Genomic DNA, 24,473 nt, shown 5'->3' with positions numbered 1-24,473 from the left:
CGAGGCTCCCAGCGCGATGCTTTGCATCGCGCTCTCGCACCTCAGGATGACGGGTTTACGTGGTGCGAGTTTGGACAGGCGCGCCTATCCTTCCCCCGCCAACCTAAACGTCCCCTCCATCATCTGCACGCAGCTGCCGCCGACATGAGCTGAGACGATCTTGCCGTCATGCTTGCGCACGCGCGTCAGGAGGATGCTCGGCCGGCCCATGTCAAAGCCCTGGCCGATGGTGAGCTTCAATTCGCCGTCGCGGGTGGGATCGAGATCGGCGAACAGCGCGGCGGCGGCGACCGTGGCGCTGCCGGTGGCCGGATCCTCGGCGAAACCGCTGGCGCCGCGCATGAACATCCGCGCCTGGATGTCGCAAGGCGCCTCCGTCGCGACCACGTCGCGCGTGTAAAACCAGACCGAGAAGGCACCGTCGCGCGGAAGCACGCTGCCGAATGCGGCCGCATCGGGCCTCGCCCGCTCCAGCGCATCGCGTGAATGCAGCTCCGCCACCAGGAACGGCGTCCCGACGCCGACGACCTGCGGCGCGTGGCGATCGGTCCTGATGTCATCGGCCGTCAGGGAGATGCAGGCCGCGACATCGACGGCGGACACTTCCGCCAGTCGCGACAGCGGCTGCGGCGCGGTCAGCTCGGTGCTGACAACCCTCCCCTGCTCTCTTCGAATGTCGACCGGCACGAGCCCCGCCTTCTCCTCGAACCGCAGGCACGGCTTCGGCTCCCTGGCGAGACTCGCCAGCACGAAGGCGGTCCCGACATTGGGATGGCCGGCAAAGGGAAGCTCCCTCACCGGCGTGAAGATGCGCACCTCGGCATCATTGGCCTTGTCGCGCGGCGGCAGCACGAAGGTGGTCTCGGAATAGTTGAACTCGGTGGCGATCGCCTGCATCTGCGCGGTCGACAGGCCGCCGGCATCGAGCACCACGGCGAGCTGGTTGCCGCCGAAGGCGCGGTCGGTGAACACGTCGACGGTGATGTAGCGGCGCTGCATCGTCACTTCCCCATGCAAATGGCGGCCAGGACCGGCCGCATCGCGCAGCACTCTACAAGTCGAAAACATCGCTCGTCATGCCCCAAAATTGAGTGCAATCGGAGCAATGGCGGAAAGAGATTCTAGAAGCGAAAGAGCTGACGGGGCGAGGCGAGCACTTGCGCGCGCTCGCTGTTGTCGACGATCAGCGCATCGAGAAATTCGCGGTTCTTCGCGTAAGTCTGCGTTGCCTCGAACTGCGTGTGCGGCCAGTCGCTGCCCCACAACAGGCGATCGAGGCCGTAGGCGTTGCGCAGCAGCGGACAGGCCTGCTTCGCAAACTCCTCGCCGGCCGCGCCGTTGCGATAGGGCGCCGAGATCTTGACCCAGACGTTCTTCGTCGCGCCCAGCTTCAGCACCGACTGGAAACCGGGATCGGCTACGCCGAGCTTCGGATCTGGCAACGTGTAGTGATCGAGCACGATGGTGAGGCCGTGATCGAGCAGTTGCGGCGCAAGCACGGCGAGATCGGCCGCGTTGCGCTGGATCTCGACCTGCCAGCCCATCGCTTTCACTTGCCCGAGCAGCGCCTTCCATTCGCCGGCCGCGAGGTCCGGCAAGGGCTGCCCGACGAGATTGAGCCGAATGCCGACGACGCCGGCACGATCGAGTGCGCGCAACTCCTCCGCAGACACTGCGGGATCGACCACGGCGATGGCGCGCAGGCGGCCATTGGCCTGTTTCAGGCAGTCGACCAGGTAGGAATTGTCGGTGCCGAGAAAGCTCGGCTGCACCAGCACGCCATTGCTCATGCCGCTCCGGTCGAGCTGCTCCAGGTAGAGCGCCAGCGGCGCGTCATAGTCCGGCGCATAGCGCCGGCCGGGTGCGAGCTTGAGACCGCGGTGGAAGACATGGGCATGGGTATCGATCGTCGGCAAGGCCGCCTCACTCCTGGCTGTGGCCGCGGCCACTGTGACGAGCGACGCGAGACCGGCGCCGAACTGGCGGCGCGTGAGGCCGCGCTGTGCGAATGTCATGGTTGATGCTCCCCATCCGTCGTCAGGCGCGCGTCGCCGCGGTCTGTTCAAAGACCTTGCCGCGGGTCTCGGGCAGCAGCAGCACCGCGATCAGCACGAGCGAATAGGCGAAGGCGGCATCGATGCCGATCGCAGGTCCAAGCCCGATGTGATCGCTGAGGAATCCGACCAGGAACGGAAACGCGGCGGAGACGATGCGGCCGAAATTGTAGCAGAAGCCGACGCCGGTGCCGCGCACGCCGGCTGGATAGAGCTCGCTGAACAACGCCGCCATGCTGGCCGGGATCCCGGCGGAGAAGAAGCCGAGCGGAAAGCCGAGCACCAGCATCTGCCCATCGGTCAGCGGCGCGAAGATGTAGACCAGCACCGTGATGATGCAGGCGGTGGCGAAGAAGGCGACGTTGGCCCGCCGTCCGATGCGGTCGCTGATGATGCCGCTGGTCACGCAGCCGCAGAAGAAGGCGACGATGATGACGGCGAGATAGCCGCTGGAGCCCAGCACCGACAGGTGCCGCACCTCGCGCAAATAGGTCGGCAGGAAAGTGGTGAGCGCGGCATAGCCGCCATGGGCGCCGATGCCGAACAGGCCGCCGATCAGGGTCGAGCGCAACACGTCACGATGGAAGATGCCGGAGAGCGTGGCGAAGAACGGCGTCTTCTCGGCTGCGACCGCGCGCGGCGGCTCCTTCAATCCGCGGCGGATGAAGATGATGAGCAGCGCGGGCAATAGCCCGAGCGCGAACAAGAGCCGCCAGGCGATGTCGGCCGGTGCATAGGTGAAGACCAGCGCCGAGAGCAGCACGGCGGCGCCCCAGCCCACGGCCCAGGCACTCTGCACCGAGCCGAGCGCCTTGCCGCGATGCTCGGGCCGGATGATCTCGGCCATCAGCACCGCGCCGCAGGCCCATTCGGCGCCGAAGCCGAGGCCCTGGATCGCTTTCAGAACCAGGAGCTGGGTGTAGGTCATCGCGAAGGCGCAGGCGAAGGTCGCGAGCGCAAAGGTGGCCACCGTGATCTGCAGCGCCTTGACGCGGCCGAAGCGGTCACCGAGCGCGCCGCCGAACCAGCCGCCGAACGCGCCGAAGAACAGCGTGATCGAGCCGAGCAGACCCGCATCGGCCTTGCTGATGCCGAACGCCGCGATCAGCGCGGGGATCGCGAGGCCGAACATCTGGACGTCGAGCGCATCCAGCGCCCAGCCGCCAAAGCTAGCCCAGAACGTGCGCCGCTCCAGCGGCGAGCTTTCGCTGTACCAGTTCGACATGTGTTCCTACCCTGTACTCGTTATTGCTTGATGACGTTGAAGAGCCGCTTCACCGGATCTCGGCGTGATAGCGGAAGCGGTCGGCCGGCCCGCGCGACCTGCGCCATTCGATCGGCCGCCGCTCGAGGTCGAGCGCGAGGCGCTCGATCACGATCAGCGGCGCATCGGCCTCGAGCCTGAGCAGGCGGGCCTGCATCTCGTTGGCGGTCTCGACGGTCAGGATTTCCTCGGCCGACACCACGACCTCGCCGCAGCGCTCCTCGTAGAGCGGATAGAGGAGGTCGCCGAAATCGGCCGTGTCGATGTCGAGGATCGGCGCGAAACGCGACTGCTGCAGCCAGATCTCCTCGGCGAGCAGCGGCACATCGTCGATCAGCCGCAGGCGCGACAGGCTGATCACGGCTTCGCCGACGGGAATGCGCAGCGCGGACGCCACCGCCGACGTCGCCGGCAGGCTTTTGCGGCGGAGGATGCGGCTTTTCGGCACGCGCCGTTCGCCTCTTTCGGACTGGAAGCGGAAGAAGCGGAACAGCGAGGAATTGAAGCGCGCACGGCGCACGAAGGTGCCGCGGCCCTGCTGCCGTTCCAGCACGTTATCGCTGACAAGCTGATCAATCGCCTTGCGCACGGTGCCGATGGCAACACCGTAATGCGCACCGAGCTCAGCCTCCGATGGGATCGGCTCGCCTGGCCGCCATTCATTGCGGTTGATCCGCGCGGCGAGATCGTCGCGCAGGCGCTGGTAGCGGGGTAGGCGGTCGTCGAGGGGCGATGAATTCATATAGTCATATAGATGACTAGATGAGACCGATGTCAAGCGCCTCCTTGATAACGCGGTGCGCGAGACTGGATCGTGGAGAACGCGAGGTCGGGGGGCGGCAATCAAGGCGGACAAGGGTCAATCGGGTGTTGGTTTCCCCCGTAGAACAAACGGAAAGCCGATGGTTCGGCTTCCAGAGTGCATGAGCGGAACAAGGCCTCGCGATATTTGCTCACGTCCCTTCAACGGAACGCGACCGGCGCCTGAACGCGCCCTAGCCCAGCTGAAACACCGCCACCTTCTGCTCGTAGCCGCGCACCTCGACCTCGCCGAGCGCGACGGCATCGTCACCGTCCTTCCCCAGCGCTTCGCGCACGGATGCGGAGATCAGGAGCTGCGAGCCGAACTCTTTGTTCAGGGCTTCCAGGCGCGACGCAAAATTCACGGTGTCACCGATGACGGTATATTCCTTGCGCCGGGGCGAGCCGATATTGCCCGCGACGACCTCGCCGAAATGGATGCCGATGCCGATCCGCAGCGGCCAGCTCGTCCCCGCGTTGATGTGGTCCATGGCGGTCAGCATCTCGCGTCCTGCGGCGACCGCGCGGTGCGCGGCGTCGGAGGCCTCCAGTGGCGCGCCGAACAGCGCGAGAAAGCCGTCGCCCAGGAATTTGTTCACGATGCCGCCCTGGCGATCGAGGATGTCGACCAGCACCGCGAAGGCGCCGTCGAGCCGGTCGACCACCTCCTGCGGGGTGCGCGACTGCGCGCCGGCGGTGAAGCCGCGGAAATCCACGAACATCACGGCGACGCGGCGAACGTCGCCGCTTGCGCTGGTTCCCGCCGCCATCAGCCGTTCCACGACCTGTGGTGAGACGTGCTGGCCGAACAGGTTCGTCACGCGGTCGCGCGCGGTGGCGGCTGCGATGCTCGCGGCGAACTGGCGGCGGAGCTGCGCGCCGACGGAGCCTGCGAGCACGCCGCAGACCAGGATCACGGTGCTGCGCACAACGTGGAAGTAGATCAGCGGCTCGCCGGCGTCGTTCACCGAATTGTAATACAGCGCGACAGCCAGGAGCTGGGCTCCAGCCACAAATCCCGTAAAGGTCGACAGCCAGAAATCGAGCCGCAGCGTCGAAAGAATGACGAAGATGAAATAGGCCAGCGGCAGCACGAAGCCGAGCGCCTGGGCCGCACCCATGCTGCGAATCTGCAGGATCAGAATGATGGTCGGCAGCGACGTTTCGATGAAGGCGCCGACATAGCGCCTGATCACCGGGAGGTCGCGATCGAGCCTCAGGTTTCGCCTGATCTGGCCGTGAACCCAGGCTTCGAAGAGGATGAAGCCTCCCAGCAGGACGTATTCGCGGACGAGGCCCTCCGTCCCGCGCCAGACCCGGTTCACGAGAGCAGGGTCGATCAGGTAGGTCGAGGTGAGGAACATGACCATGACGCAGCCGGTGATGATCAGTGTCCGCACCCGCAACAGCTCGGTGCGCAGCACTTCCCTCGTCAGCTCGCGCTCGAAATCCTCCGATAGCACGGCGTGCTGACGCGACTTCCTGCTCGCAAACCGGACCATCATTCCCCCTGGTCATTCCGGGGCGCGACCCAGGCGCGAACCCGGAATCTCGAGATTCTCAGGTGCACAATTGCGCACCATAGCTCACGCTACGCGTGCCCCGGAATGGCTCCCGAGGGCTATTTTGCCTCAATCCAGCGTGCGGCGGAAGCGCGTCACGGCGATGGTCATGGCGATCAGCATCAGGGCGGCCAGCGCCAGCGCGTCGAAGCGCAGGTTCTGCATGCTCGCGCCCTTCAGCATGATGGCGCGGACGATGCGCAAATAATGCGTCAGCGGCAAGGCCTCGCCGACATATTGCGCCCAGGCCGGCATTCCTGCGAACGGGAACATGAAGCCGGACAGCAGAATGCTCGGCAGGAAGAACATCATCGACATCTGCATCGCCTGGAGCTGGTTCTGCACCAATGTCGAGATGGTGTAGCCGATCGACAGATTGGTGGTGATGAACAGCGTCGAGAGCAGCGCCAGCAGGAACAGATTGCCGAGCACGGGCACGCCGAACAGGAACACGCCGATGCCGATGATCAGGAAGGCCTGGACGAAGCCGACCAGCACGTAAGGGATGATCTTGCCGAACATCACCTCGACCGGCTTGATCGGCATCGATAACAGGCTCTCCATGGTGCCGCGCTCGACCTCGCGCGTCACCGAGAGCGCGGTGAAGATCAGCATGGTCATGGTGAGGATGGTGCCGACCAGGCCCGGCACGATGTTGAGGCTCGACGACGCGGCCGGATTATAACGCGCATGCGCGCGGATCTCGAACGGCATCTCCGGGGGATCGCCGATGTAGAGATCGTGCTTGAGCGCGGTCTGCACGACCGTACCGAGCGAACCGATCGCCGAGCTCGCCGCAACCGGATCGGTGGCGTCGGCCGCGACCAGCAGCGCCGGCTTGTCGCCGCGCCGCACCGCCCGCTCGAAGCCGCGCGGGATCTCGACGCCGAACAGCACCTTGCCGGATTTCAAGAGATTGTCGAAGTCGTCGACGTCGCGCACCTCGTAGAGGAAACGGAAATAGGCGGTGTTCTCCAGCGCCTTCAGGATCGAGCGGGCGAGATCGGAATCCTCCTGCAGCAGCACCGCGCTAGGCAGGTTGTGCGGCGTGGTGTTGATGGCATAGCCGAACAACAGGAGCTGCATCACCGGCAGCATCACGATCATCGCGAACGAGACGCGGTCGCGCCGGAGCTGGATGAACTCCTTGATCAGCATCGCATAGGAGCGCCTCCAGAAGCCGAAGTGCTCGCGGATTTCGTGCGTCGGGGCGGGTTGATCGGCTGCGCTCATTGGAAATTGTCCCTGGAGCGGCTCATCAGCTCGATGAAGACGTCTTCGAGCGACGGCGATGATTTATGCCAGTGCAGGCCGCTCTTGTCGCGCCAGGGCGCGATGCTGGCCTCTAACGCGGCGACGTCGCGGCCGGAGACGTGCAGCGAGGTCCCGAACGGCGCCACCATGTCCACGCCCGGCTTTCCGGTGAGCGCGGCCTGAAGCCCGTTCAGATCCTCTCCGGTGACGGTGTAGGTGGTGAGCGCCGACTTCGCGATCACCTCCTCCACCGTGCCGTGCGCGAGCAGATGGCCGTAGGCGATATAGGCGATCTCGTGACAACGCTCGGCTTCGTCCATGTAGTGGGTCGAGACCAGGACGGTGAGGCCGTCGGCCGCGAGCGCATGGATCTCGTTCCAGAAATCGCGCCGCGCCTTGGGATCGACGCCCGCCGTCGGCTCGTCCAGCAGCAGCAGCTTTGGGCTCGGCAGCGTGCAGGCCCCGAGCGCCAGCCGCTGCTTCCAGCCGCCGGAGAGCTCGCCCGCAAGCTGCTCCTCGCGCCCCGACAGCCCTAGCCGCCTGATCATGTCCCGGGCCGCGCCGCGTGCGTCAGCGAGGCCATAGAGCCGTGCGACGAATTCGAGATTCTCGCGCACCGACAGGTCCTGGTACAGGCTGAAGCGCTGGGTCATGTAGCCGACCTGGCGCTTGATCTTCTCGGCATCGCGCCGGATGTCGTAGCCGAGGCAGGTGCCCTCGCCGCTGTCGGGCGTGAGCAGACCGCAGAGGATGCGGATGGTGGTGGTCTTGCCCGAGCCGTTCGGCCCGAGGAAGCCGTAGATCGAGCCGCGCTTCACCTGCATCGACAGATCGTGCACGACCTCGCGGCCGCCGAACGACTTGGACAGGCCCTTGACGTCGATCGCGATGCCGCTATCGCCGTTCATCGCTTGTCCGCCACGGGTGTCTTGATTTCAGAAGTCTTGGGGTTGAGGTAGACGTCGATCGGCTGCCCGACGCGAAGAGCGTCGGGACGCGAGGGCCGCGCCTGGATCAGATAGACCAGCTTGTTGCGCTCCTCGAGGCTGTAGATGACAGGCGGGGTGTATTCCGCCGAGGTGGCGATGAAGTAGATCTTTGCCGTGAGATCGGCGGCGCAATTGTCGCAGGCGATCCGCACCGTGTCGCCGATCGCAAGCTTCGGCAGCTCGGTCTCCGGCACGAAGAAGCGCAGCTTCATGTTGCCGGGGGGCATGATCGAGAGCACCGGCCGCTGCGCCGCGACCATCTCGCCCTCGCGGAAATAGATCTGCTGGATGGTGCCGGCGACCGGCGCAAAACCCTTGCGCCGTGCCATCCGCGTCTCCGACGTCGCCACCCGCGCTTCCGCGACACGCAGGGCGGAGACGGCCGAGTCGAGATTTGCCTGCGTGCCCGCCCCGGTCTTGCTGAGCGAGGCCGCGCGGTCGTAGGTCTGCTGCGCATTCGCCAGCGTCGCCTTCTGCTGGTTCAGATCGGCGAGCTGGAGGTCGTCGTCGACGGAATAGAGCTGATCGCCGACCTTGACCTCGTCGCCCTCGCGCACGTTGAGCTTCGTCACCCGGCCCGCTTCATCGGGGCTGACATAGATCATGTCGGCCTCGACCCAGCCCTGGAAGCCAGGTTCACGCTTCTCCTTGCAAGCAGCAAGGCCGGTCGCGAGCACGAGAACTGCGATGGAGCAGAGCCGCGTCAGATACTTCTGTCGATCCCTCACCGTGAGGAGTCGCGAAGCGGCGTCTCGAAGGGCGAGGAGCCACAGCCGGGCCCGCATCCTTCGAGACGCGCGTTCCGCGCTCCTCAGGATGAGGTGAGAGATGGTTCGCGACGACCTCATGTCGTCCTCCGTTCGCCAAAAATCAAATCAAGATGGACGCGCAGCATGTCCTGTGCGTCGAGCGGCGCATGCCGCGCAAAAAGGCTCTGCCAGATCACCGCGATCATCGCGGGCGCGACCAGGATCTGCGGATAGCGCGCGAGGTCCTTCTCGCGGATCTCGCCGCGGGCGATGCCGAGCTCGATCAGCGCGCGCATGGCGGCGATCCCGCGCGAGACCACCTCGCGGTAATAGAAGTCGGCGACCGCTGGAAAACGTGGCCCCTCCGCCACGATCAGGCGCACCAAATCGCCGCGCCTCGTGCCGATCACTTCCTTCAGGAAATTGCCGGCGAAGGTCTCGATCAGGTCGCGCACCGAGCCCGCCGGAGGCGGCAGCGTGGTCAGCCGCGCCACGACAGGCACGATGACGATGCGCACGAGCTCCTCGAACATCGATTCCTTGTCCTTGAAGTGCAGGTAGATCGTGCCCTTGGCGACGCCGGCGCGCTTGGCGATGTCGTCGAGCCTGGTCGCGGCAAAGCCGCGGGCGATGAATTCCTCCATCGCAGCCTCCACGATCGCCGTACGCCGCTCCGCCGCGCGCGTGGCGCGGTTCGAGGCGGGTACCTCCATGGTGCCGGCAGGCGCCGAGCCCTTCGCGCTGGCGCGAGTTGCAGACGGCGGATCGGATTTAGTCGGCTTCTTGTTCATTTGAAGATTATGACTGACCGGTCAGTCATAGTCAAGACGGTGAGGCAGTCCAGGAATGAATTAGCATTGACTAATGCATTAGCCACCGCTAATTAATTTACATGCTTGAAGCCACCCCAAACCCCGTCACCACCGTCATGCGTGCGCTCGCCGATCCGACGCGGCGCGCCGTGTTCGAGCGTGTATTCGAGAGCAAGGAGATCAGCGTCGCCGAACTGACGCGCGGCAGCGGCGTGACCCAAGGAGCCGTCTCGCAGCACCTGAAGTCGCTGAAGCAGGCCGGCCTCGTCGCCGAGCGCGCCGAGGGCCGCAACGTCTACTACCGCGCCGCGCCGCAAGGACTCGAGCCACTGGTGACCTGGATGGATCATTACGGCGTCTTCTGGCGCGAGCGCTTCCAGAATCTGCGGGACCTCTTGAAGGAGATCGATCCGTGAGTGCAGCCGCGTTGCAAGCCGAAACAAAAGACATCGTCATCGACGAGGTGTTCCCTCACACGGCCGAGACGATCTGGAAGGCGCTGACCAGCGCGCAACTGATCGCGCGCTGGCTGATGCAGCCGACCGGCTTCGAAGCCGTCGAAGGCAACGCCTTCACGTTCCAGACCAAACCGGGCGGCAATTGGGACGGCGTCATCCATTGCCGGGTCATCGAGGTCGTGCCGAACCGCCGCCTCGTCTACGCCTGGAAGGGCGGCGATGAGCGCAACACCGGCTACGGCGCGCCGCTCGACACCGTCGTGACCTGGTCCCTCACCCCGGTCGAAGCCGGCACACGGATCCGCCTGGTTCATGCCGGCTTCGTCCTGCCCAGGAACGAGTCGGCCTACACGGTGATGAGCGGCGGCTGGAAGAAGGTCGTCCGCCAGCTCGACGAGATCAGCGGCGAGTAAGGAGTTATTGCGATGGACAAGCCCTATACCGGCGGCTGCGCCTGCGGCGCGATCCGCTATTCGATCGTCGGTGAGCCGCTGTTCAGCAATCACTGCCAGTGCCGGGACTGCCAGCGGGAAAGCGGCAGCGGCCACGGCTCTTACGCGACCTTCGCGCGCGCGGGCGTCACGCTGAGCGGCGAGGCGAAGCACTGGGACATGGTCGGCGACAGCGGCAACGTGAAGACGCGCGGCTTCTGCCCGCAATGCGGCCTGCCGGTCTACCTGACCTTCGCCGCCATGCCCGACATCTTCACCATCCGCGCCGCAAGCCTGGACGAGCCCGCCCGTTACAAGCCGCAGGCCGTGACCTACGCCGCGCGCGGGCACGGCTGGGATCAGTTCGACCCGGACTTGCCGAAATTCGAGGGCATGCCGCCGGGATGAGCAGCGATAGCACCCCGTCTGCGGGCTTGCTTCGCCTCTCCCGCTTGCGGGAGAGGCCGGCGCGCTCGCAGAGAATCGATCTTCGCCGGCAGCTTGGCCGGGAAGGCGGCCGAGGCGATGACATATTCGGCGAAGCCGCCGTTCGATGCCGGGTGACAGCGCCGCGACGGATAGCTGGACGGCCGGGTCAGCTATGGAACTTCAAGCCATCGACGATCTTGTCGATCACCTTGCGTTCGGCGCGCAACGCGATGCCGGCGAGATTGAGATCGGTACGCGCGACCGCCCTCACCGCCTCGCGATTGGCGGCATCATGCGTGGTCTTGAACATGTCGTCGGTGTAGACGGCGGGCTTGACGTTACGCGTCAGTGCACGATCGAGTGCGCGCGACAAGGCAGGACCATCGGCACCGTAGATCAGGATCGGCTGGCCGATCAGTGAAAGATATTTCGTGCCCGAAGCATCCTCATAGGGATCACCGATACATTCGGGAAACGCAGCCGCGATGCCGCTGGTGAGAAAGGACGCAACGTTGAGCTTCTGCCAGGCCTGAAGATCGGTGCGGATCACGACGGCGATCTTGGTGTCGAACTGCATATCGTTCCTCAACTGTCATTCTCGAAGCTTGATGCTACGCATCGCCCCGGAACGACAGCAAGAGAAATCAGCCCTTGGCGTCGCAGGCCCAGGCGCGGATCACGCATTCCTTGCCGCCATATTTGTAGCATTCGCGCGTGGCGGCATTGAGCGAAGCAGAGATCTTCGGCTTCACCGCATAACCATAGGCACCGCAGGGATTGGCGAGATCAACCGACATCGCCGCGCAGGCACGCTTCATCGTCACGGTCGTGCAGTCGCCCTTGCACTGCTTCTGCGCCGCGGCGCGAGCTTCGTGCTCCGCGCCGTAGTCAAAAGCCTGGCCATAGGCACCGCACTTGCCGACAGCAAAGGCACCGGCGGCATGCGCATTCGTGATGTGGCGGGCACCGGCAACACAGACCGACAGCGCAAAGAAAAACATCGCGCAACGGCGCGCGACGACATTCGAAGCCATGGAAAACCCCTCACCCCCAAGGCAGGTGGCGGCAACTCTAAGCGGCGGTCGTTTCCAGATGGTGAATGGCTGGTTGAAAGCTTGGATGCACCTTTTAGTTGTGTTACCAAACCGCATTATTTAAGGTGGTTGCAGCTGGAAGCGCCAGGCAAACGGCCGGAGGAAACCGCCATGCATCGAATCAATGGAATGCTCTTTGGAATAATCGCATCGACGTGCCTGATCGGATCGGCGCATGCGCAGTCGGTGAACTGGACCTGGACCAATCAGTACGGCTCGACGCTGGCCATCACCAGCTTCAACCAGAGCACGGGCGCGATCGCTGGGACCTACACCAACAACGCGGCAAGCAGTTGCGATGAGGGCAAGCCGCAGGGCGTAACGGGCTGGCTGGCCTCCGGCAACAACGGCACCGCGATCAGCTTCTCGGTGAATTTCCTCGGCTGCGGCTCGACCACCGTCTGGACCGGACAGCTCAATAACTCATCTGGATTCCAGGGACTGTGGTATCTGTCGCTCGCCGAGGCCGTCGCATGGAACGGCATCAGCGCGGGCGCCGACACCTTCACGTTCTCGAGCGGCGACAAGGCCCTGCTGACGGGGAGTGGCGTCGAGCTGAAGGCCGCCAGCGAGAAGCTGTCGAACACGAAGAAGTAGCGAGCGGCGAAGGTGGTGAGCAGGGTGGATCAGCTCGCGGCTGCGCGAAGCGCAGTCCGCACGGCGTAATCGACCACCTTCGTTCGGCAAACGCGGAAATATGGTGGGTTATGCCCAGCGCGTGCGCTTCGCGCAGCCGCAAGGCTAACCCACCCCACGGCATCACGGCACAGTCATCCCCGTCTCGCCGCTTCCAATGCCTGCGGCGTGTCGATGTCGAGGAAGGCGCTCTCACCATCCACCGGCACTTCGGCGACGGCCTCGGTGTGCTTGGCGATCAGATGCCGCGCGCCGACGTCGCCGTCCAGCGTCATCAACTCCTTGAAGAAGCGGCGCGACCACAGCACGGGATTGCCGCGGCGGCCTTCGCTGACGGGCACGACGATGAGATTGCCACGGTCCGGCGCAAAGCTGTCGATCAGGCGATCGATCAGGCCGGCATCGATCAGCGGCATGTCGCCGAGGCAAACCAGGGCGCCATCGCAGGTCTCGGGCACGGCCGCGATGCCGGCCTTGACCGAGCTCGCGATGCCGCCGGCGAAATCCGGATTCCTGACGAACTTCAACTTGAGGCCTTGCAGCGCCTGCTCGACCAGCTCGGTCTGGTGGCCGGTGACGACGATCACCTCGGATGCTTTCGACGCGAGCGCCTGCTCGGCCGCGATCCGCACCAGCTTCTTGCCGGCGAGCTCGGCGAGCAGCTTGTTCGGTCCGCCCATGCGCGTGGAACGCCCGGCCGCGAGCACGATGGCCGCGACCTGGCTGTTGCCCTCGGTCTCCGGCTGGGCGCGCGGCTGTGGTCGCGTCACGATCTCCATCAAGAGGCCGCCGACGCCCATGCCCATCAGCTCGGAGCGCGTCACCTTGATGCCGGCGAGCAGCCGCATCAGGACCCAGTCGAACCCGTTCTCGACCGGCGAACGCGCACAGCCCGGCGCGCCCAGCACCGGCACATTGCCGGCGCGGGCGATCAGCAGGAGATTGCCGGGATCGACCGGCATGCCGAAATGCTCGATCTCGCCGCCGATGCCGGTGACGGCCGCGGGGATGACATCGCGGCGGTCGGCGATCGCGGAGGCCCCGAACACGATGACGAGCTCGGCTCCCAAGCCGAGCAATTCCTTGATCGCGGCCGACAGCGCGCGCTCGTCGTGCTGGACCCGCCGCTCGGCGATGATGCTGGCGCCGGCCGGCGCGAGGCGCTCGGCGGTGACGCGCAGCGTCTTGTCGATCACCTTGGACGACAGCCCTGGCAGCAGCGTCGAGACCACGCCGACGCGCTTGATCACGTAAGGCGCGATCTTCAGGACGTCCTTGCCCGCCGCCTTCACCGCGGCATCGCGCAAGCTTCCTTCGACGCCGAACGGAATGATCTTGACGGTGCCGACCATCTCGCCCTCGACCACCGGCTTGTAGGCGGTGAGCGTCGCAAAGGTGATGGCCTCGTCGATATTGTTGATGCGATCGACCGCGGCGCGATCGATCACCAGCACGCCCGGCTGCGCGGCGAACAGGTTGGCGCGGCCGGTGAAGGCGCGCTCGACATGGATGCCCTCCCCGCCGACGGCAAGCGCGATGCTGGCGGCCGCGACGTCCTCGGAGACGTCGCCCTCTTCCATCCGCACCACGACGATGTCCTTGATCCCGGCGCGCGTGAGCTGCTCGACCTCGGCAGGGCCGATCGTCGTGCCTTTCTTCAACACCAGCGGTCCCTGGCGCAGGGTGTGGACGGTCACCCCGCCGATTGCATCCCTGGGGCTCGCCGGGCCGAACTTCATGCCGCTTCTTCTTTTTCTTTGGGTGGGAGGCGGAGCACCGCGGTGATCTCGGCCATGATCGCCACCGCGATCTCGGACGGTGAGACCGCGCCGATTGCCAGCCCAATCGGCGCGTGGATGCGCGCGATGTCGTTCTCTTTGGCGCCCTGCGCCCGCAGCCGGTCAGCGCGCTTGGCGTGCGTCTTCCGCGAGCCGAGCGCGCCGATGTAGAAGCAGTTGCGCTCGAAGGCATGCAGCAGCGCTGGATCATCGATCTTGGGATCGTGTGTCACTGCGACGAACGCCGTATAGGCATCGACGTTGAGCGGCGGCAGCGCGGTATCAGGCCATTCGGCAACAAGCGGAATGTCGGGGAAGCGCTCGGGGCTCGCAAACGCCGTGCGGGGATCGACGACGGTGACGTCGTAGCCGAGCGAGCGCGCCAGCGGCGCCAGGGCCTGGCTGATATGGACCGCGCCGATGATGACGAGCTTTGCGGTCGGCGCGTAGACATTGAGGAAGAGTTTCTTGCCGCCGGCCTCGACATTGGCGCTCTTGCCCATGCGAAGCTGCTTTTCCAGCTCGGCGCGCAGCGGGTCCTTGGGAAAGTCCGCGGCCTTCACCAGGCGCTGCTCGCCACTCTCGGTGTCGGTAACAAGGATCACTGGCCGACGCGCGGCACGCTCGGTATTGAGTTCGTGCAGGATCGCGAGCTTCACGGCTAGCCGACCTTCTCGACGAAGACGCGGATGGTGCCGCCGCAGGACAGCCCGACATTCCAGGCGGTCTCGTCGGCGACGCCGAATTCCAGCATCTTGGGCTTGCCGCTCTCGATCACGTCCATGGCCTCGGTGACCACGGCGCCCTCGACGCAGCCTCCGGAAACGGAGCCCAGGAAGGTCCCCTCGTCGTTGATGACGAGGCTCGAGCCGGCCGGGCGCGGCGCCGAGCCCCAGGTCTCGACCACGGTGGCGAGCGCGACGCCACGGCCGGCCTTCTGCCAGTCCTCCGCCGCCTTCAGGATGTCCTCGTCGCGATCGAGCATGGCTGGCCTCTCAAGCTGCGGAGCGGATCAGGCTGCGGTGATGCGGCGGCAGCGGCTCGGAGAGCGTGGTGATCAGCTCCTGGATCGAACTCAAATTATGTACCGGGCGGAATTCGTCAACGTGCGGGAGCATCATTTTGATGCCCTGGGCCTTGGCCTCGAAGCCGCCGAACCGCAGCAGCGGGTTGAGCCAGATCAGCCGCCGGCAGGACCGGTGCAACCGGTCCATCTCGAAAGCGAGCCTGGAATCGGCCTCCCGCTCCAGCCCGTCGGAGATCAGGAGCACGATGGCGCCCTGGCTCAGCACACGCCGCGCCCACAATTTGTTGAAGTTGTGCAGCGAGGCCGAGATCCGCGTGCCGCCGGCCCAGTCCTCGACCGACGCCGAGCAGCTCGCCAGCGCCTCGTCCGGATCGCGCTGGCGCAGCGCGCGGGTGACGTTGGTGAGGCGGGTGCCGAACAGGAACACCGAGACGCGCTTGCGCGCGTCCGTGATCGCATGCAGGAAATGCAGGAACAGGCGGGTGTATTCGCTCATCGAGCCCGAAATGTCGAGCAACGCCACGATCGGTGCCGGCTTCTCGATCCGGCCGAGACGGTGGATGTCGATGATGTCGCCGCCGGTGCGTAAGGACGCGCGCAGCGTCCGGCGCAGGTCGAGGCGCAGGCCGCGAGCATCAGGCCGATGCCGGCGCGTCAGCAGCTCGGCCTGCGGCAGGTGCATCCGCTCGACGGCATGGAGCGCCTCGGTGATCTCCGCCGCGCTCATCTGCGCGAAATCCTTCTTCTGAAGGATCTCCTTGTCGGAGACCGACAGGCGCAAATCCTGCTCCTGGTGCTGCGGCGTCTCGGTCATGCGCGGCTGCGACATCGCCTCCTGGACGCGGCGGGAGCCGGCCTGCGGCTTCTTCTTGGCCTGCTCCGGCAGCGGCACCGAATCCAGCATGTGCTTCCATTCTTCGGAAGGCCGGAAGAACAGGTTGAAGGCCTGCTTGAAGATCAGCGCATGCTCATGACGTTTGACGAAGATCGCCTCCAGCGTCGTGAAGACATCGGAGCGGTGGCCGATGTCGATCACCTGCAGCGCGCTCATGGCGTCGATGACCGCGCCCGGTCCAACCGGCATGCCCGCCGCACGCAGCGCGCGGGCGAAGCCGACGATGTTGTCGGCGAACTGCTCGGTCTGCTCGGGGGCAAGGTGGTTGATGGCCATGGGTCTCGTATCCATCCCCTCGTCATTCCGGGGCGCGCCACTTGGCGCGAGCCCGGAATCCATGCTCCCGATCGTGGTTATCGATTCCGGGCTCGACGCTTGCGCGTCGCCCCGGAATGACGGGAGTAGTGATGACGCGCGCGCTTCAATTCTCGCTCGTCGCTTCCTTCAGCACCTTCTGCAAGGCATCGCCCTGCATGCGGGTGATGTCGTCCTGGTACTTGAGCAGCGCGCCCAGCGTGTCGCCGACCACTTGCGGCGTCAGCGAGCGGGCATCTAGCTCGGACAGCGCGGTGGCCCAGTCGATGGTCTCGGCGACACCAGGCGACTTGTAGAAGTCCTGGTTGCGCAGCGCCTGCACGAAACGGACGACCTGCTGCGAGAGCTTTGCCGAGATGTCGGGCACGCGCGTCTTGACGATGGCCAGCTCGCGCTCGGCGGCGGGATAATCGACCCAGTGATAGAGGCAGCGCCGCTTCAGCGCGTCGTGGATCTCGCGGGTTCGGTTGGAGGTGATGATGACGATCGGCGGATGCGGCGCCTTCACGGTGCCGAATTCGGGGATGGTCACCTGGAAGTCACTGAGGATTTCGAGCAGGTAGGCCTCGAACGCCTCGTCGGCGCGGTCGAGCTCGTCGATCAGCAGAACCGGCGGCCCGGCGACGTCGGGCTCCAGCGCCTGGAGCAGCGGCCGCTTGATCATGTAGCGGTCGGCGAAGATGTCGGAGGAGAGCTGATCGCGATCGGTGTCGCCGGCGGCTTCCGCCATCCGGATCGCGATCATCTGCGCCGCGCTGTTCCACTCGTAGACCGCCGAGGAGACGTCGAGGCCCTCGTAGCACTGCAGACGGATCAGCTTCCGCCCCAGCGCTGCCGACAGCACCTTCGCGATCTCGGTCTTGCCGACGCCGGCCTCGCCCTCCAGGAACAGCGGCCGGCCCATCCGCAGCGACAGATATGTCACCGTCGCCAGCGACCGCTCGGCCAGATAGCCGCGCGAGGTCAAGAGTTCGAGCATCGCATCGACCGATGTCGGCATGGCACCGGAAGTATTGGCCGCTGAAGTCATGAAAGGCCAGTCTCGTTTACGCCCCTCACGGGGCAAGTCTTTGTGCCGAGGGGTGAGATCACCTCACCCCTTGGCGTTGGCGGCATCAAGGGCGCGCCGTGTCAGGACGCCGATGAGATGCGCGCGATATTCCGCGCTGCCGTGGATGTCGCTGTTGAGCCCTTCCGCCGGCACCTCGATGCCTTCGATCGCCTTCGACGCGAAGCGCTTCTTCAGCGCCTCCTCGAATGCGGTGACACGGAACACGCCTTCGGACCCGGCGCCGGTGACGGCAACACGCACGTCCGATGGACGCCGCGCGACGAACACACCGACCAGCGCGTAGCGCGAGGCCTGGTTGCGGAATTTGACATAGGCGGCCTTCTTCGGCAGCGGGAACATCACCCTGGTGATGATCTCGTCGGCTTCCAGCGCGGTCGAGAACAGGCCCTGGAAATACTCCTCGGCCTTGAGGCGACGCTTGTTGGTGACGATGGTGGCGCCGAGCGCGAGCACGGCAGCCGGATAGTCCGCGGTCGGATCGTTGTTGGCGAGCGAGCCGCCGATCGTGCCCCGGTGGCGCACGGCGGGATCGCCGATCCCGCCGGCAAGGCTCGCCAGCGCCGGGATCGCCTCACCGACGATCGCGGAGGTCGCGACCTCCGCGTGCTTGGCGGTGGCGCCGATCACGAGCGAGCGGCCCTTCATCTCGATCGTGTTGAGCCCCTCGATGTGGGAGAGGTCGACCAGATGCGGCGGGCTTGCGAGGCGCTGCTTCATGACGGGAATCAGCGTGTGGCCGCCGGCGATCACCTTGGCGTCCTCGTTCTTCACCAGGAGGTTGGCCGCCTGACGCACGGTGCCAGGGCGATGATATTTGAATTCGTACATCTGAATGTCCTGATCGCGGGAGGCGCGTTACGCGAGATCGGATTTCGCCATCGCCCTGGCGCCGGCGGAAATCGAGGCGACGATGTTCTGGTAGCCGGTGCAGCGGCAGAGATTGCCTTCCAGCTCCTCGCGGATGGTGTGGTCGTCGAGTTCATGGCCCTTGCGGTGCACGATGTCGATCGCGGTCATGATCATGCCCGGCGTGCAGAAGCCGCACTGCAGGCCATGGTGCTCGCGGAAGGCTTCCTGCATCGGATGCAGCGGCGCGCCGTCGGCGGCCAGTCCCTCGATCGTCTTGACCTCGTGACCGTCGGCCATCACGGCGAGCGTGGTGCAGGACTTCACGGCCTTGCCGTCGAGATGCACGACGCAGGCGCCGCACTGCGAGGTGTCGCAGCCGACATGGGTGCCCGTCAGCCGCAGATTCTCGCGCAGGAACTGCACCAGAAGCGTGCGGGGATCGACGTTGGCCGTCACAGGATTGCCGTTCACGATGAGGGAGATTTTTGCCATAAGCACTCTCTATCAGCGCCCCGACGGGTCCCGTCGAAGCGGTTCTTATAATTATTCCAACCCATCATATGGGCCATTGTCCCCCGGGGCAACATCACCACGGACGCAAGCCGCCATGCCGAAAGGCGATAGGTTTCAGCCCTGTACAGCTTTGGCGAAGTTCGCGAAAAACTCGTCGGCCAGCTTCTTCGCCGTGCCGTTGATCAGGCGCTGTCCGAGCTGCGCCAACTTGCCGCCGATCTGCGCCTCGACGTCGTAGGAGAGCAGCGTGCCGCCGTCCTTCTCCGCGAGCTTGACCGCCGCCCCGCCCTTGGCGAAGCCGGCGACCCCGCCCTCGCCTTCACCCGAGATCTTGTAGCCGTTCGGCGGGTCGAGATCCGACAGCATCACCTTGCCCTTGAAGCGCGCCGACACCGGCCCGACCTTCATTTTTGCCGTTGCACGGAAGCCGCCGTCGTCGGTCCTCTCCAGCTCCTCGCAGCCGGGGATGCAGGCCTTCAGCACCTCGGGATCGTTGAGCTTGGCCCACACGGCCTCGCGCGGCGCTGCGAGCTGGACTTCGCCGTTCATCGTCATGGCCATGGGGTGCCTCCCGAGATCGCATCAAAATAATGTTGCTCAAGTAACGCACGGACGGCGCAAAGGAAAGGCCACCCCGGTCACGTTCAATGCATATTCGCAACTGCAAAAAGCTTGCGCGAGCGGATTTGGATTGGCAGAGGCGGCCCATGATGGTTAGGTCCCGCGCAACATGAGCACATCCCTCTCCCCCCTGCTCGCGCCGATGCTGTCGAGCCCAGCCATGCGCGCCGTCTGCGACGACCAGTCGACCCTGCAGAACATGCTCGATTTCGAGGCAGCGCTGGCACGGGCGGAGGCCGCCACGGGCGTGATTCCCGCAGCCGCCGTCGGGCCAATTGAAGTCGCCTGCAAGGCGACTTCCTTCGACATCGCGGCCCTGGCCGACGCCGCGACGCGATCCGGCAATCTCGCGATTCCCCTGGTCAAGGCGCTGACCGCCAATGTCGGCAAGGCCGATGCGGAGGCCGCGCGCTACGTGCATTGGGGCGCGACCAGCCAGGACGTCATCGACACCGCGACCATGCTCACCGTTCGCGCCGGCATCGATGCACTCGATGCCGACCTCAGCCGCGCGATCAAGGGGTTTGCGGCGCTCGCCCGCGCCCATCGCAACACTGCCATGGTGGCGCGGACCTGGCTCCAGCACGCGCTGCCGATGCCGTTCGGGCTGAAGGCCGCGGAATACGCATCGAGCCTCGCCCGCGCCCGCTGCCGTCTGCGGCGGCTCCGCCGCGAGGGCCTGGCACTGCAGTTCGGCGGCGCCGCCGGCACGCTCGCAGCCCTCGGCGACAAGGGGCTCGTCGTTGCGGAAAGATTGGCGCAGGAGCTGGACCTGCCGCTGCCGGAAGCGCCCTGGCACACCCATCGCGACCGTATCGCAGAGGCTGCCTCAAGCTTTGCGATTCTTGCCGGCAGTTGCGGCAAGATCGCGCGCGACGTCTCGCTGCTGATGCAGACCGATGTCGGCGAAGCTTTCGAGCCCGCCGGCGAAGGCCGCGGCGGCTCCTCGACCATGCCGCACAAGCGCAACCCGGTGGCCGCGGCGAGCGCGCTGGGCGCAGCCACCATGGCGCCGCAACTCGCCGCGACGATTCTTGCTGCCCAGGTGCAGGACCACGAGCGCAGCGCCGGGCCCTGGCACGCGGAATGGCCGACGCTGCCACAATTGATGCTGGTCGCCTCCGGGGCGCTGGCCGCCATCGTCGACATCGCCGAAGGCCTCGACGTCGATGCCGCGCGGATGCGCAGCAATCTCGACGCGACGCACGGATTGATCATGGCCGAGGCCGTCACCTTTGCGCTGGCGGACAAGATCGGCAAGAGCGATGCCCATCATCTCATCGAGGCCGCGAGCAAGCGCGCGGTCGCCGAGAAGAAGCATCTGCGCGAGGTGCTGTCAGCCGATTCGCAGGTCACCGTGCATCTGACGCCGGAAAAAATTGCGGCATTGTTCGAGCCGATGGCCTATCAAGGGGCGTCGCAGGCCTTGATCGACCGGCTGCTCGGCAGCCTTGACAGCGAATAGATACGGAGACGCCGCATGCCCATGATCGATGCCGACGGTTGCCTTCTCAATGTCTCCGTCGAAGGCCGCGACGGCGGGCCGACCTTGATGCTGTCCAACTCGCTCGGCTGCACACTGCAGATGTGGGAGCCGCAGATGAAGGCGCTGACGCAGGTGTTCCGCGTCATCCGCTACGACCGCCGCGGCCATGGCAAGTCGAACGTCCCGCCCGGCCCCTACACGATGGAGCGCTTCGGCCGCGACGTGCTCGCGATCCTCGACGACCTCAACATCGAGAAGGTGCATTGGTGCGGGCTGTCGATGGGCGGCATGGTCGGGCAGTGGCTCGGCGCCAACGCGCCGGAGCGCTTCGGCAAGCTCATCCTCGCCAACACTTCCTGCTATTACGCCGAGCCGACCAGATGGCTGGAGCGCATCGACGCGGTGAAGAAGGGCGGCATCGCAGCGGTCGCCGATACGGTGCTCGCGGGCTGGCTCACGCAGGATTTCCGCGAGCGCGAGCCCGAGATCACCGCACGGATGAAATCGATGTTGCTCGCTTCGCCCGTCGAAGGCTATCTCGCCTGCTGCGAGGCGCTGTCGACGCTCGACCAGCGCGCGCTGTTGCCGAAGATCAAGAGCCCGACGCTGGTGATCGCCGGCCGCCACGACATGGCGACGCCGGTCTCGGCGGGCGAACTGATCCGCTCCAACATCCCGGGCGCCAGCATGACCATCATCGACGCCGCCCATATTTCGAACGTCGAACAGCCGCACGCATTCACGGATGCGGTGGTGGGATTCCTGACGCAGCCTTAGCCACAGCCGTCATTGCGAGCGCAGCGAAACAATCCAGACTGCCTCCGCGGAAAGATCCTGGATTGCTGCGCTCGCAAGGCGAAGGAGGATAGAATGGACGACCAGAAGCGCCGCGATGCCGGCATGAACGTGCGCCGCAAGGTGCTGGGCAATGCCTGGGTCGACAAGTCGATCGCCAACCGCAATGCGTTCAACACCGATTTCCAGGACCTGATCACGCGCTACGCCTGGGGCGAGATCTGGACCCGGCCACATTTCGACGAGCGCACGCGGCGGGTGCTCGTGATCGGCACCATGGTCGCGCTCGGGCAATGGGACGAATTCCGCCTGCATGTGCGTGCAGCGCTCGCCGAGGGCGGCTTCACGCCCGATGACATCAAGGAAGTCCTGCTCCAGCAGGCGATCTATTGCGGCGTGCCGGCGGCGAACCACGCCGTCAAGGAAGCCTCAGCGATTGTGCAGGAGCTCGGCCTGCTCAAGTCCTAGCGGCTGAAGACTTGGCGGCGCGGCGGCCGCGACGGCCTTTGGTGCCGCCTCCGGCCGTTCGATCACCAGCACGATCGCGGCCCCCAGCAGCAGCAGCAGCTCGGTGGCATGCAGGCGGAGGGCGGCCATCTCGCCGACCTTCGAGGCCATGACCATGCTGGCAAACGAGATCAGGCTGCCGATCAAGAGCGCGATGGCGAGCGCCTCGTCACTGCCGCCGTTCTTGCGGGTCCGGGGAATGCACACCAGCGCGAGATGGATCACGAAGAACGCCACGACGGTCAGCCGTCCCAGCGCCAGCAGCCAGGCGGCACGCACCGTGTCTATCCCCGCCATCTGGAGATGATCGCTCAGGAACAGCGCCACCGCGACGCTCGGACGCTCGTAGAGGCCGTGCACCGGTTCAACAAAGATGTTGAACGCGACCAGCGCCCAGGCCGGGATGAAATAGGCCCCCAGCAGCGCGCCATTGACTGAGCCGATCCGCCAATTCCTGAACATGCCGCTACCCGCTTCGCCTGCCATCCGCCTTCGAGGGGAAGGCTTTGCCGGGAGCTAACTCGCATGAGAGGCTGGCGGCAATTTAAACCCTTTGTTTACCTTAACTGGCTGATCCACGCCGTCCTTGCGGCAGGATCGCCAGCACCAGACCCGGAATCTTGAGTTCAAGGTTCGACTCTTCAAGCCGGCTCGGAATGACGCCAGGCAAAGAAAAGGGCCCCGCCTTTCGGCGGGGCCCTCCCACTCCGGGGCTCCCGAACTACTCGTCCTCGCTGCGCTGGCCACCCGGCTGCTGGCCGGGGCGATCGCCCTGGCGCATCGGGTCCTGCTGCTGCTGTCCGGGTTTCTGGCCGCCGCCCTGTTGCGGGTTGCGCTGGCCGGGGTTCTGCTTCTGCTGACCCGGATTCTGGTTCTGCTGCTTCGTCATCGGGGGAAACTCCCTTGTTGGACGTCAGAGAACGATGATAACGGCCGATCCCGGCTTTGGTTGCCCTGGAACCCGGGTTCCTCGCAGCTGCGGAACCCGGAAACGAAAATGACCTCTGTACAAGACCTTCTGCCAAGGCGCGAGCTGTTGCGGCAGCCAGTTCCCTCCTGTTACAAAACCGGCAGAACGCTCGAGGGCTGCCGGGGCCCGAGAAGAAACTCAATCACTCTCTCTCGAAGAGCTCCGCGTCAGGTTTGGTAACGGCAGCCTATGGATTATTTCGCCCAGCAGCTCATCAACGGCCTCGTGCTCGGCTCCATCTACGGCCTGATCGCGATCGGCTACACGATGGTCTACGGCATCGTCGGCATGATCAATTTCGCCCACGGCGACGTCTTCATGATTGGCGGTTTCATCGCCCTGATCACCTTCCTGATCCTGATTTCGCTCGGCCTCACCGCGATCCCCGTGATCCTGCTGGTCGTGCTGCTGGTGTCGATGGCGATCACCGCGCTCTACGGCTGGACCATCGAACGCATCGCCTACCGGCCGCTGCGCCATTCCTTCCGCCTCGCCCCGATGCTGTCGGCGATCGGCATGTCGTTCGTGCTGACCAACTACTCGCAGGTGGCGCAGGGCGCCCGGGTCAAGCCGATCCCGCCCTTCATCACCGGGGGCTACACCTTGCACGAGAGCACGGACGGCTTCGTGATCCAGCTCTCCAACATCCAGATCATGGTGGTCATCATCACCATCGTGCTGCTGGCGATCTTCACCTGGCTGGTGTCGCGCACCCGGCTCGGACGCGACATGCGCGCCTGCGAGCAGGATCAGACCATGGCGGCACTGCTCGGGGTCAATGTCGACCGCACCATCTCCATGACGTTCGTGATCGGCGCGGCGCTCGCCGCGGTCGCCGGCCTGATGTACCTGCTCTATTACGGTCTGGTCGACTTCTTCATGGGCTTCGTCGCCGGCATCAAGGCATTCACCGCCGCCGTGCTCGGCGGCATCGGCTCGCTGCCGGGGGCCATGCTCGGGGGTCTGGCGATCGGCCTGATCGAGACGTTCTGGTCGGCCTATTTCTCGGTCGAATACAAGGACGTCGCGGCGTTCTCGATCCTGATCGTCGTGCTGATCTTCATGCCGACCGGCCTGCTCGGCCGTCCCGAAGTCGAAAAAGTCTGACGGTC

General features: G+C 65.4%; 29 protein-coding genes. 8 read left to right on the top strand and 21 right to left on the bottom strand.

Annotation, left to right across the window (positions count from 1 at the left end):
* Positions 1 to 84 precede the first annotated feature (84 nt).
* The 9 genes from ACRQ5Q_RS16160 to ACRQ5Q_RS16120 all read right to left on the bottom strand — a co-directional run bounded on the left by ACRQ5Q_RS16160 (position 85) and on the right by ACRQ5Q_RS16120 (position 9,464).
* A complete protein-coding gene (locus ACRQ5Q_RS16160; RefSeq protein ID WP_439398880.1) occupies positions 85 to 999 on the bottom strand; it encodes a PhzF family phenazine biosynthesis protein in 915 nt (304 codons plus the stop codon).
* Between the two features lie 122 nt (positions 1,000 to 1,121).
* Positions 1,122 to 2,015, bottom strand: a complete 894-nt coding sequence (locus tag ACRQ5Q_RS16155) for an amidohydrolase family protein (protein ID WP_439398879.1) — start codon at positions 2,013 to 2,015, stop codon at positions 1,122 to 1,124.
* Between the two features lie 22 nt (positions 2,016 to 2,037).
* Positions 2,038 to 3,279 (bottom strand): MFS transporter, encoded by a 1,242-nt coding sequence (locus ACRQ5Q_RS16150; RefSeq protein WP_439369065.1) that lies wholly within the window; start codon positions 3,277 to 3,279, stop codon positions 2,038 to 2,040.
* Between the two features lie 49 nt (positions 3,280 to 3,328).
* Complete coding sequence (locus ACRQ5Q_RS16145; RefSeq protein WP_439398877.1) at positions 3,329 to 4,060, bottom strand: GntR family transcriptional regulator; 732 nt, start codon at positions 4,058 to 4,060, stop codon at positions 3,329 to 3,331.
* Between the two features lie 253 nt (positions 4,061 to 4,313).
* Positions 4,314 to 5,621 (bottom strand): adenylate/guanylate cyclase domain-containing protein, encoded by a 1,308-nt coding sequence (locus ACRQ5Q_RS16140; protein WP_439375641.1) that lies wholly within the window; start codon positions 5,619 to 5,621, stop codon positions 4,314 to 4,316.
* Between the two features lie 129 nt (positions 5,622 to 5,750).
* Positions 5,751 to 6,914, bottom strand: coding sequence for an ABC transporter permease (locus ACRQ5Q_RS16135; RefSeq protein WP_439369066.1), 1,164 nt, complete (start codon positions 6,912 to 6,914; stop codon positions 5,751 to 5,753).
* Positions 6,911 to 7,843: an ABC transporter ATP-binding protein gene (locus ACRQ5Q_RS16130; protein ID WP_439369067.1), complete on the bottom strand. Its 933-nt coding sequence runs from the start codon at positions 7,841 to 7,843 to the stop codon at positions 6,911 to 6,913. Before ACRQ5Q_RS16130 ends, ACRQ5Q_RS16135 begins: the two co-directional genes overlap by 4 nt.
* Positions 7,840 to 8,772: an HlyD family secretion protein gene (locus ACRQ5Q_RS16125; RefSeq protein ID WP_439369068.1), complete on the bottom strand. Its 933-nt coding sequence runs from the start codon at positions 8,770 to 8,772 to the stop codon at positions 7,840 to 7,842. The genes ACRQ5Q_RS16130 and ACRQ5Q_RS16125 overlap by 4 nt, the downstream gene beginning before the upstream one ends.
* Positions 8,769 to 9,464 carry a TetR/AcrR family transcriptional regulator gene (locus ACRQ5Q_RS16120; RefSeq protein ID WP_439398875.1) on the bottom strand — a complete coding sequence of 232 codons (696 nt, stop codon included), beginning with the start codon at positions 9,462 to 9,464 and terminating at the stop codon, positions 8,769 to 8,771. Before ACRQ5Q_RS16120 ends, ACRQ5Q_RS16125 begins: the two co-directional genes overlap by 4 nt.
* A 101-nt stretch (positions 9,465 to 9,565) precedes the next feature.
* Here ACRQ5Q_RS16120 and ACRQ5Q_RS16115 point away from each other — a divergent pair, with 101 nt between their 5' ends.
* From ACRQ5Q_RS16115 to ACRQ5Q_RS16105, 3 genes are read left to right on the top strand one after another with little or no spacing between them, the layout of a single operon-like run.
* A complete protein-coding gene (locus ACRQ5Q_RS16115; RefSeq protein ID WP_439369070.1) occupies positions 9,566 to 9,901 on the top strand; it encodes an ArsR/SmtB family transcription factor in 336 nt (111 codons plus the stop codon).
* Positions 9,898 to 10,356: an SRPBCC family protein gene (locus ACRQ5Q_RS16110; RefSeq protein WP_439369071.1), complete on the top strand. Its 459-nt coding sequence runs from the start codon at positions 9,898 to 9,900 to the stop codon at positions 10,354 to 10,356. The genes ACRQ5Q_RS16115 and ACRQ5Q_RS16110 overlap by 4 nt, the downstream gene beginning before the upstream one ends.
* 12 nt (positions 10,357 to 10,368) lie before the next feature.
* Positions 10,369 to 10,782 carry a GFA family protein gene (locus ACRQ5Q_RS16105; protein ID WP_439369073.1) on the top strand — a complete coding sequence of 138 codons (414 nt, stop codon included), beginning with the start codon at positions 10,369 to 10,371 and terminating at the stop codon, positions 10,780 to 10,782.
* Between the two features lie 187 nt (positions 10,783 to 10,969).
* Here the strand turns inward: ACRQ5Q_RS16105 and ACRQ5Q_RS16100 are convergent, their stop codons facing one another.
* On the bottom strand, positions 10,970 to 11,380 hold the full coding sequence (locus tag ACRQ5Q_RS16100; protein WP_439369075.1) for a DUF2000 family protein: 411 nt from the start codon (positions 11,378 to 11,380) through the stop codon (positions 10,970 to 10,972).
* Positions 11,381 to 11,447: 67 nt separating this feature from the next.
* Positions 11,448 to 11,837, bottom strand: a complete 390-nt coding sequence (locus ACRQ5Q_RS16095) for a DUF4189 domain-containing protein (RefSeq protein WP_439369076.1) — start codon at positions 11,835 to 11,837, stop codon at positions 11,448 to 11,450.
* A gap of 171 nt (positions 11,838 to 12,008) precedes the next feature.
* Here ACRQ5Q_RS16095 and ACRQ5Q_RS16090 point away from each other — a divergent pair, with 171 nt between their 5' ends.
* Complete coding sequence (locus tag ACRQ5Q_RS16090) at positions 12,009 to 12,494, top strand: avidin/streptavidin family protein (protein WP_439369077.1); 486 nt, start codon at positions 12,009 to 12,011, stop codon at positions 12,492 to 12,494.
* 173 nt (positions 12,495 to 12,667) lie between these two features.
* On the opposite strand, the gene ACRQ5Q_RS16085 is transcribed toward ACRQ5Q_RS16090, so the two are convergent.
* The 8 genes from ACRQ5Q_RS16085 to ACRQ5Q_RS16050 all read right to left on the bottom strand — a co-directional run bounded on the left by ACRQ5Q_RS16085 (position 12,668) and on the right by ACRQ5Q_RS16050 (position 19,543).
* Entirely contained in the window at positions 12,668 to 14,272 is a 1,605-nt protein-coding gene (locus tag ACRQ5Q_RS16085; protein WP_439398874.1) for an NTP transferase domain-containing protein, read from the bottom strand.
* Positions 14,269 to 14,970, bottom strand: a complete 702-nt coding sequence (locus ACRQ5Q_RS16080) for an XdhC family protein (protein WP_439398872.1) — start codon at positions 14,968 to 14,970, stop codon at positions 14,269 to 14,271. Before ACRQ5Q_RS16080 ends, ACRQ5Q_RS16085 begins: the two co-directional genes overlap by 4 nt.
* 2 nt (positions 14,971 to 14,972) lie before the next feature.
* Complete coding sequence (locus tag ACRQ5Q_RS16075) at positions 14,973 to 15,296, bottom strand: XdhC family protein (RefSeq protein WP_008564652.1); 324 nt, start codon at positions 15,294 to 15,296, stop codon at positions 14,973 to 14,975.
* A 10-nt stretch (positions 15,297 to 15,306) separates the two neighbouring features.
* Positions 15,307 to 16,509, bottom strand: a complete 1,203-nt coding sequence (locus tag ACRQ5Q_RS16070) for a vWA domain-containing protein (RefSeq protein WP_439369080.1) — start codon at positions 16,507 to 16,509, stop codon at positions 15,307 to 15,309.
* A 145-nt stretch (positions 16,510 to 16,654) separates the two neighbouring features.
* A complete protein-coding gene (locus ACRQ5Q_RS16065; protein WP_439369082.1) occupies positions 16,655 to 17,578 on the bottom strand; it encodes an AAA family ATPase in 924 nt (307 codons plus the stop codon).
* A 63-nt stretch (positions 17,579 to 17,641) separates the two neighbouring features.
* Positions 17,642 to 18,448: an FAD binding domain-containing protein gene (locus tag ACRQ5Q_RS16060; RefSeq protein ID WP_439369084.1), complete on the bottom strand. Its 807-nt coding sequence runs from the start codon at positions 18,446 to 18,448 to the stop codon at positions 17,642 to 17,644.
* A 27-nt stretch (positions 18,449 to 18,475) separates the two neighbouring features.
* Positions 18,476 to 18,961 carry a (2Fe-2S)-binding protein gene (locus tag ACRQ5Q_RS16055; protein WP_439369085.1) on the bottom strand — a complete coding sequence of 162 codons (486 nt, stop codon included), beginning with the start codon at positions 18,959 to 18,961 and terminating at the stop codon, positions 18,476 to 18,478.
* Between the two features lie 135 nt (positions 18,962 to 19,096).
* A complete protein-coding gene (locus tag ACRQ5Q_RS16050) occupies positions 19,097 to 19,543 on the bottom strand; it encodes an SRPBCC family protein (protein ID WP_439369086.1) in 447 nt (148 codons plus the stop codon).
* 169 nt (positions 19,544 to 19,712) lie between these two features.
* On the opposite strand from ACRQ5Q_RS16050, the gene ACRQ5Q_RS16045 reads away from it, so the two are divergent.
* The 3 genes from ACRQ5Q_RS16045 (at position 19,713) to pcaC (ending at position 22,352) form a co-directional block, all read left to right on the top strand.
* Positions 19,713 to 21,068, top strand: coding sequence for a 3-carboxy-cis,cis-muconate cycloisomerase (locus tag ACRQ5Q_RS16045; RefSeq protein ID WP_439369087.1), 1,356 nt, complete (start codon positions 19,713 to 19,715; stop codon positions 21,066 to 21,068).
* 15 nt (positions 21,069 to 21,083) lie between these two features.
* Complete coding sequence (pcaD, locus tag ACRQ5Q_RS16040; protein WP_439369088.1) at positions 21,084 to 21,866, top strand: 3-oxoadipate enol-lactonase; 783 nt, start codon at positions 21,084 to 21,086, stop codon at positions 21,864 to 21,866.
* A gap of 93 nt (positions 21,867 to 21,959) precedes the next feature.
* The gene (gene pcaC / locus ACRQ5Q_RS16035; RefSeq protein ID WP_439369089.1) at positions 21,960 to 22,352 is read left to right on the top strand and encodes a 4-carboxymuconolactone decarboxylase; all 393 of its coding nucleotides are present in this window, start codon (positions 21,960 to 21,962) and stop codon (positions 22,350 to 22,352) included.
* Here pcaC and ACRQ5Q_RS16030 read toward each other — a convergent pair.
* Together ACRQ5Q_RS16030 and ACRQ5Q_RS16025 are read right to left on the bottom strand one after the other, a co-directional pair.
* Positions 22,314 to 22,853: a hypothetical protein gene (locus ACRQ5Q_RS16030; RefSeq protein ID WP_439399818.1), complete on the bottom strand. Its 540-nt coding sequence runs from the start codon at positions 22,851 to 22,853 to the stop codon at positions 22,314 to 22,316. The genes pcaC and ACRQ5Q_RS16030 overlap by 39 nt on opposite strands.
* Before the next feature lie 259 nt (positions 22,854 to 23,112).
* A complete protein-coding gene (locus tag ACRQ5Q_RS16025) occupies positions 23,113 to 23,280 on the bottom strand; it encodes a hypothetical protein (protein WP_439369091.1) in 168 nt (55 codons plus the stop codon).
* Between the two features lie 270 nt (positions 23,281 to 23,550).
* Here ACRQ5Q_RS16025 and ACRQ5Q_RS16020 point away from each other — a divergent pair, with 270 nt between their 5' ends.
* Positions 23,551 to 24,468, top strand: a complete 918-nt coding sequence (locus tag ACRQ5Q_RS16020; protein WP_439369093.1) for an ABC transporter permease subunit — start codon at positions 23,551 to 23,553, stop codon at positions 24,466 to 24,468.
* Positions 24,469 to 24,473: the final 5 nt, after the last annotated feature.

Source organism: Bradyrhizobium sp. PMVTL-01 (genome assembly GCF_051861855.1).
In the GTDB taxonomy this organism is placed as follows: domain Bacteria; phylum Pseudomonadota; class Alphaproteobacteria; order Rhizobiales; family Xanthobacteraceae; genus Bradyrhizobium.
This window is presented reverse-complemented; position numbering and strand designations above follow the sequence as displayed.

Excerpts from the sequence above, each read along its gene's own strand:
- ACRQ5Q_RS16160 (WP_439398880.1), bottom strand. The coding sequence starts at position 999 with ATGCAGCGCCGCTACATCACCGTCGACGTGTTCACCGACCGCGCCTTC.
- ACRQ5Q_RS16155 (WP_439398879.1), bottom strand. The coding sequence starts at position 2,015 with ATGACATTCGCACAGCGCGGCCTCACGCGCCGCCAGTTCGGCGCCGGT.
- ACRQ5Q_RS16150 (WP_439369065.1), bottom strand. The coding sequence starts at position 3,279 with ATGTCGAACTGGTACAGCGAAAGCTCGCCGCTGGAGCGGCGCACGTTC.
- ACRQ5Q_RS16145 (WP_439398877.1), bottom strand. The coding sequence starts at position 4,060 with ATGAATTCATCGCCCCTCGACGACCGCCTACCCCGCTACCAGCGCCTG.
- ACRQ5Q_RS16140 (WP_439375641.1), bottom strand. The coding sequence starts at position 5,621 with ATGGTCCGGTTTGCGAGCAGGAAGTCGCGTCAGCACGCCGTGCTATCG.
- ACRQ5Q_RS16135 (WP_439369066.1), bottom strand. The coding sequence starts at position 6,914 with ATGAGCGCAGCCGATCAACCCGCCCCGACGCACGAAATCCGCGAGCAC.
- ACRQ5Q_RS16130 (WP_439369067.1), bottom strand. The coding sequence starts at position 7,843 with ATGAACGGCGATAGCGGCATCGCGATCGACGTCAAGGGCCTGTCCAAG.
- ACRQ5Q_RS16125 (WP_439369068.1), bottom strand. The coding sequence starts at position 8,772 with ATGAGGTCGTCGCGAACCATCTCTCACCTCATCCTGAGGAGCGCGGAA.
- ACRQ5Q_RS16120 (WP_439398875.1), bottom strand. The coding sequence starts at position 9,464 with ATGAACAAGAAGCCGACTAAATCCGATCCGCCGTCTGCAACTCGCGCC.
- ACRQ5Q_RS16115 (WP_439369070.1), top strand. The coding sequence starts at position 9,566 with ATGCTTGAAGCCACCCCAAACCCCGTCACCACCGTCATGCGTGCGCTC.
- ACRQ5Q_RS16105 (WP_439369073.1), top strand. The coding sequence starts at position 10,369 with ATGGACAAGCCCTATACCGGCGGCTGCGCCTGCGGCGCGATCCGCTAT.
- ACRQ5Q_RS16100 (WP_439369075.1), bottom strand. The coding sequence starts at position 11,380 with ATGCAGTTCGACACCAAGATCGCCGTCGTGATCCGCACCGATCTTCAG.
- ACRQ5Q_RS16095 (WP_439369076.1), bottom strand. The coding sequence starts at position 11,837 with ATGGCTTCGAATGTCGTCGCGCGCCGTTGCGCGATGTTTTTCTTTGCG.
- ACRQ5Q_RS16090 (WP_439369077.1), top strand. The coding sequence starts at position 12,009 with ATGCATCGAATCAATGGAATGCTCTTTGGAATAATCGCATCGACGTGC.
- ACRQ5Q_RS16085 (WP_439398874.1), bottom strand. The coding sequence starts at position 14,272 with ATGAAGTTCGGCCCGGCGAGCCCCAGGGATGCAATCGGCGGGGTGACC.
- ACRQ5Q_RS16075 (WP_008564652.1), bottom strand. The coding sequence starts at position 15,296 with ATGCTCGATCGCGACGAGGACATCCTGAAGGCGGCGGAGGACTGGCAG.
- ACRQ5Q_RS16070 (WP_439369080.1), bottom strand. The coding sequence starts at position 16,509 with ATGGCCATCAACCACCTTGCCCCCGAGCAGACCGAGCAGTTCGCCGAC.
- ACRQ5Q_RS16065 (WP_439369082.1), bottom strand. The coding sequence starts at position 17,578 with ATGACTTCAGCGGCCAATACTTCCGGTGCCATGCCGACATCGGTCGAT.
- ACRQ5Q_RS16060 (WP_439369084.1), bottom strand. The coding sequence starts at position 18,448 with ATGTACGAATTCAAATATCATCGCCCTGGCACCGTGCGTCAGGCGGCC.
- ACRQ5Q_RS16055 (WP_439369085.1), bottom strand. The coding sequence starts at position 18,961 with ATGGCAAAAATCTCCCTCATCGTGAACGGCAATCCTGTGACGGCCAAC.
- ACRQ5Q_RS16050 (WP_439369086.1), bottom strand. The coding sequence starts at position 19,543 with ATGGCCATGACGATGAACGGCGAAGTCCAGCTCGCAGCGCCGCGCGAG.
- ACRQ5Q_RS16045 (WP_439369087.1), top strand. The coding sequence starts at position 19,713 with ATGAGCACATCCCTCTCCCCCCTGCTCGCGCCGATGCTGTCGAGCCCA.
- pcaD (WP_439369088.1), top strand. The coding sequence starts at position 21,084 with ATGCCCATGATCGATGCCGACGGTTGCCTTCTCAATGTCTCCGTCGAA.
- pcaC (WP_439369089.1), top strand. The coding sequence starts at position 21,960 with ATGGACGACCAGAAGCGCCGCGATGCCGGCATGAACGTGCGCCGCAAG.
- ACRQ5Q_RS16030 (WP_439399818.1), bottom strand. The coding sequence starts at position 22,853 with ATGTTCAGGAATTGGCGGATCGGCTCAGTCAATGGCGCGCTGCTGGGG.
- ACRQ5Q_RS16025 (WP_439369091.1), bottom strand. The coding sequence starts at position 23,280 with ATGACGAAGCAGCAGAACCAGAATCCGGGTCAGCAGAAGCAGAACCCC.
- ACRQ5Q_RS16020 (WP_439369093.1), top strand. The coding sequence starts at position 23,551 with ATGGATTATTTCGCCCAGCAGCTCATCAACGGCCTCGTGCTCGGCTCC.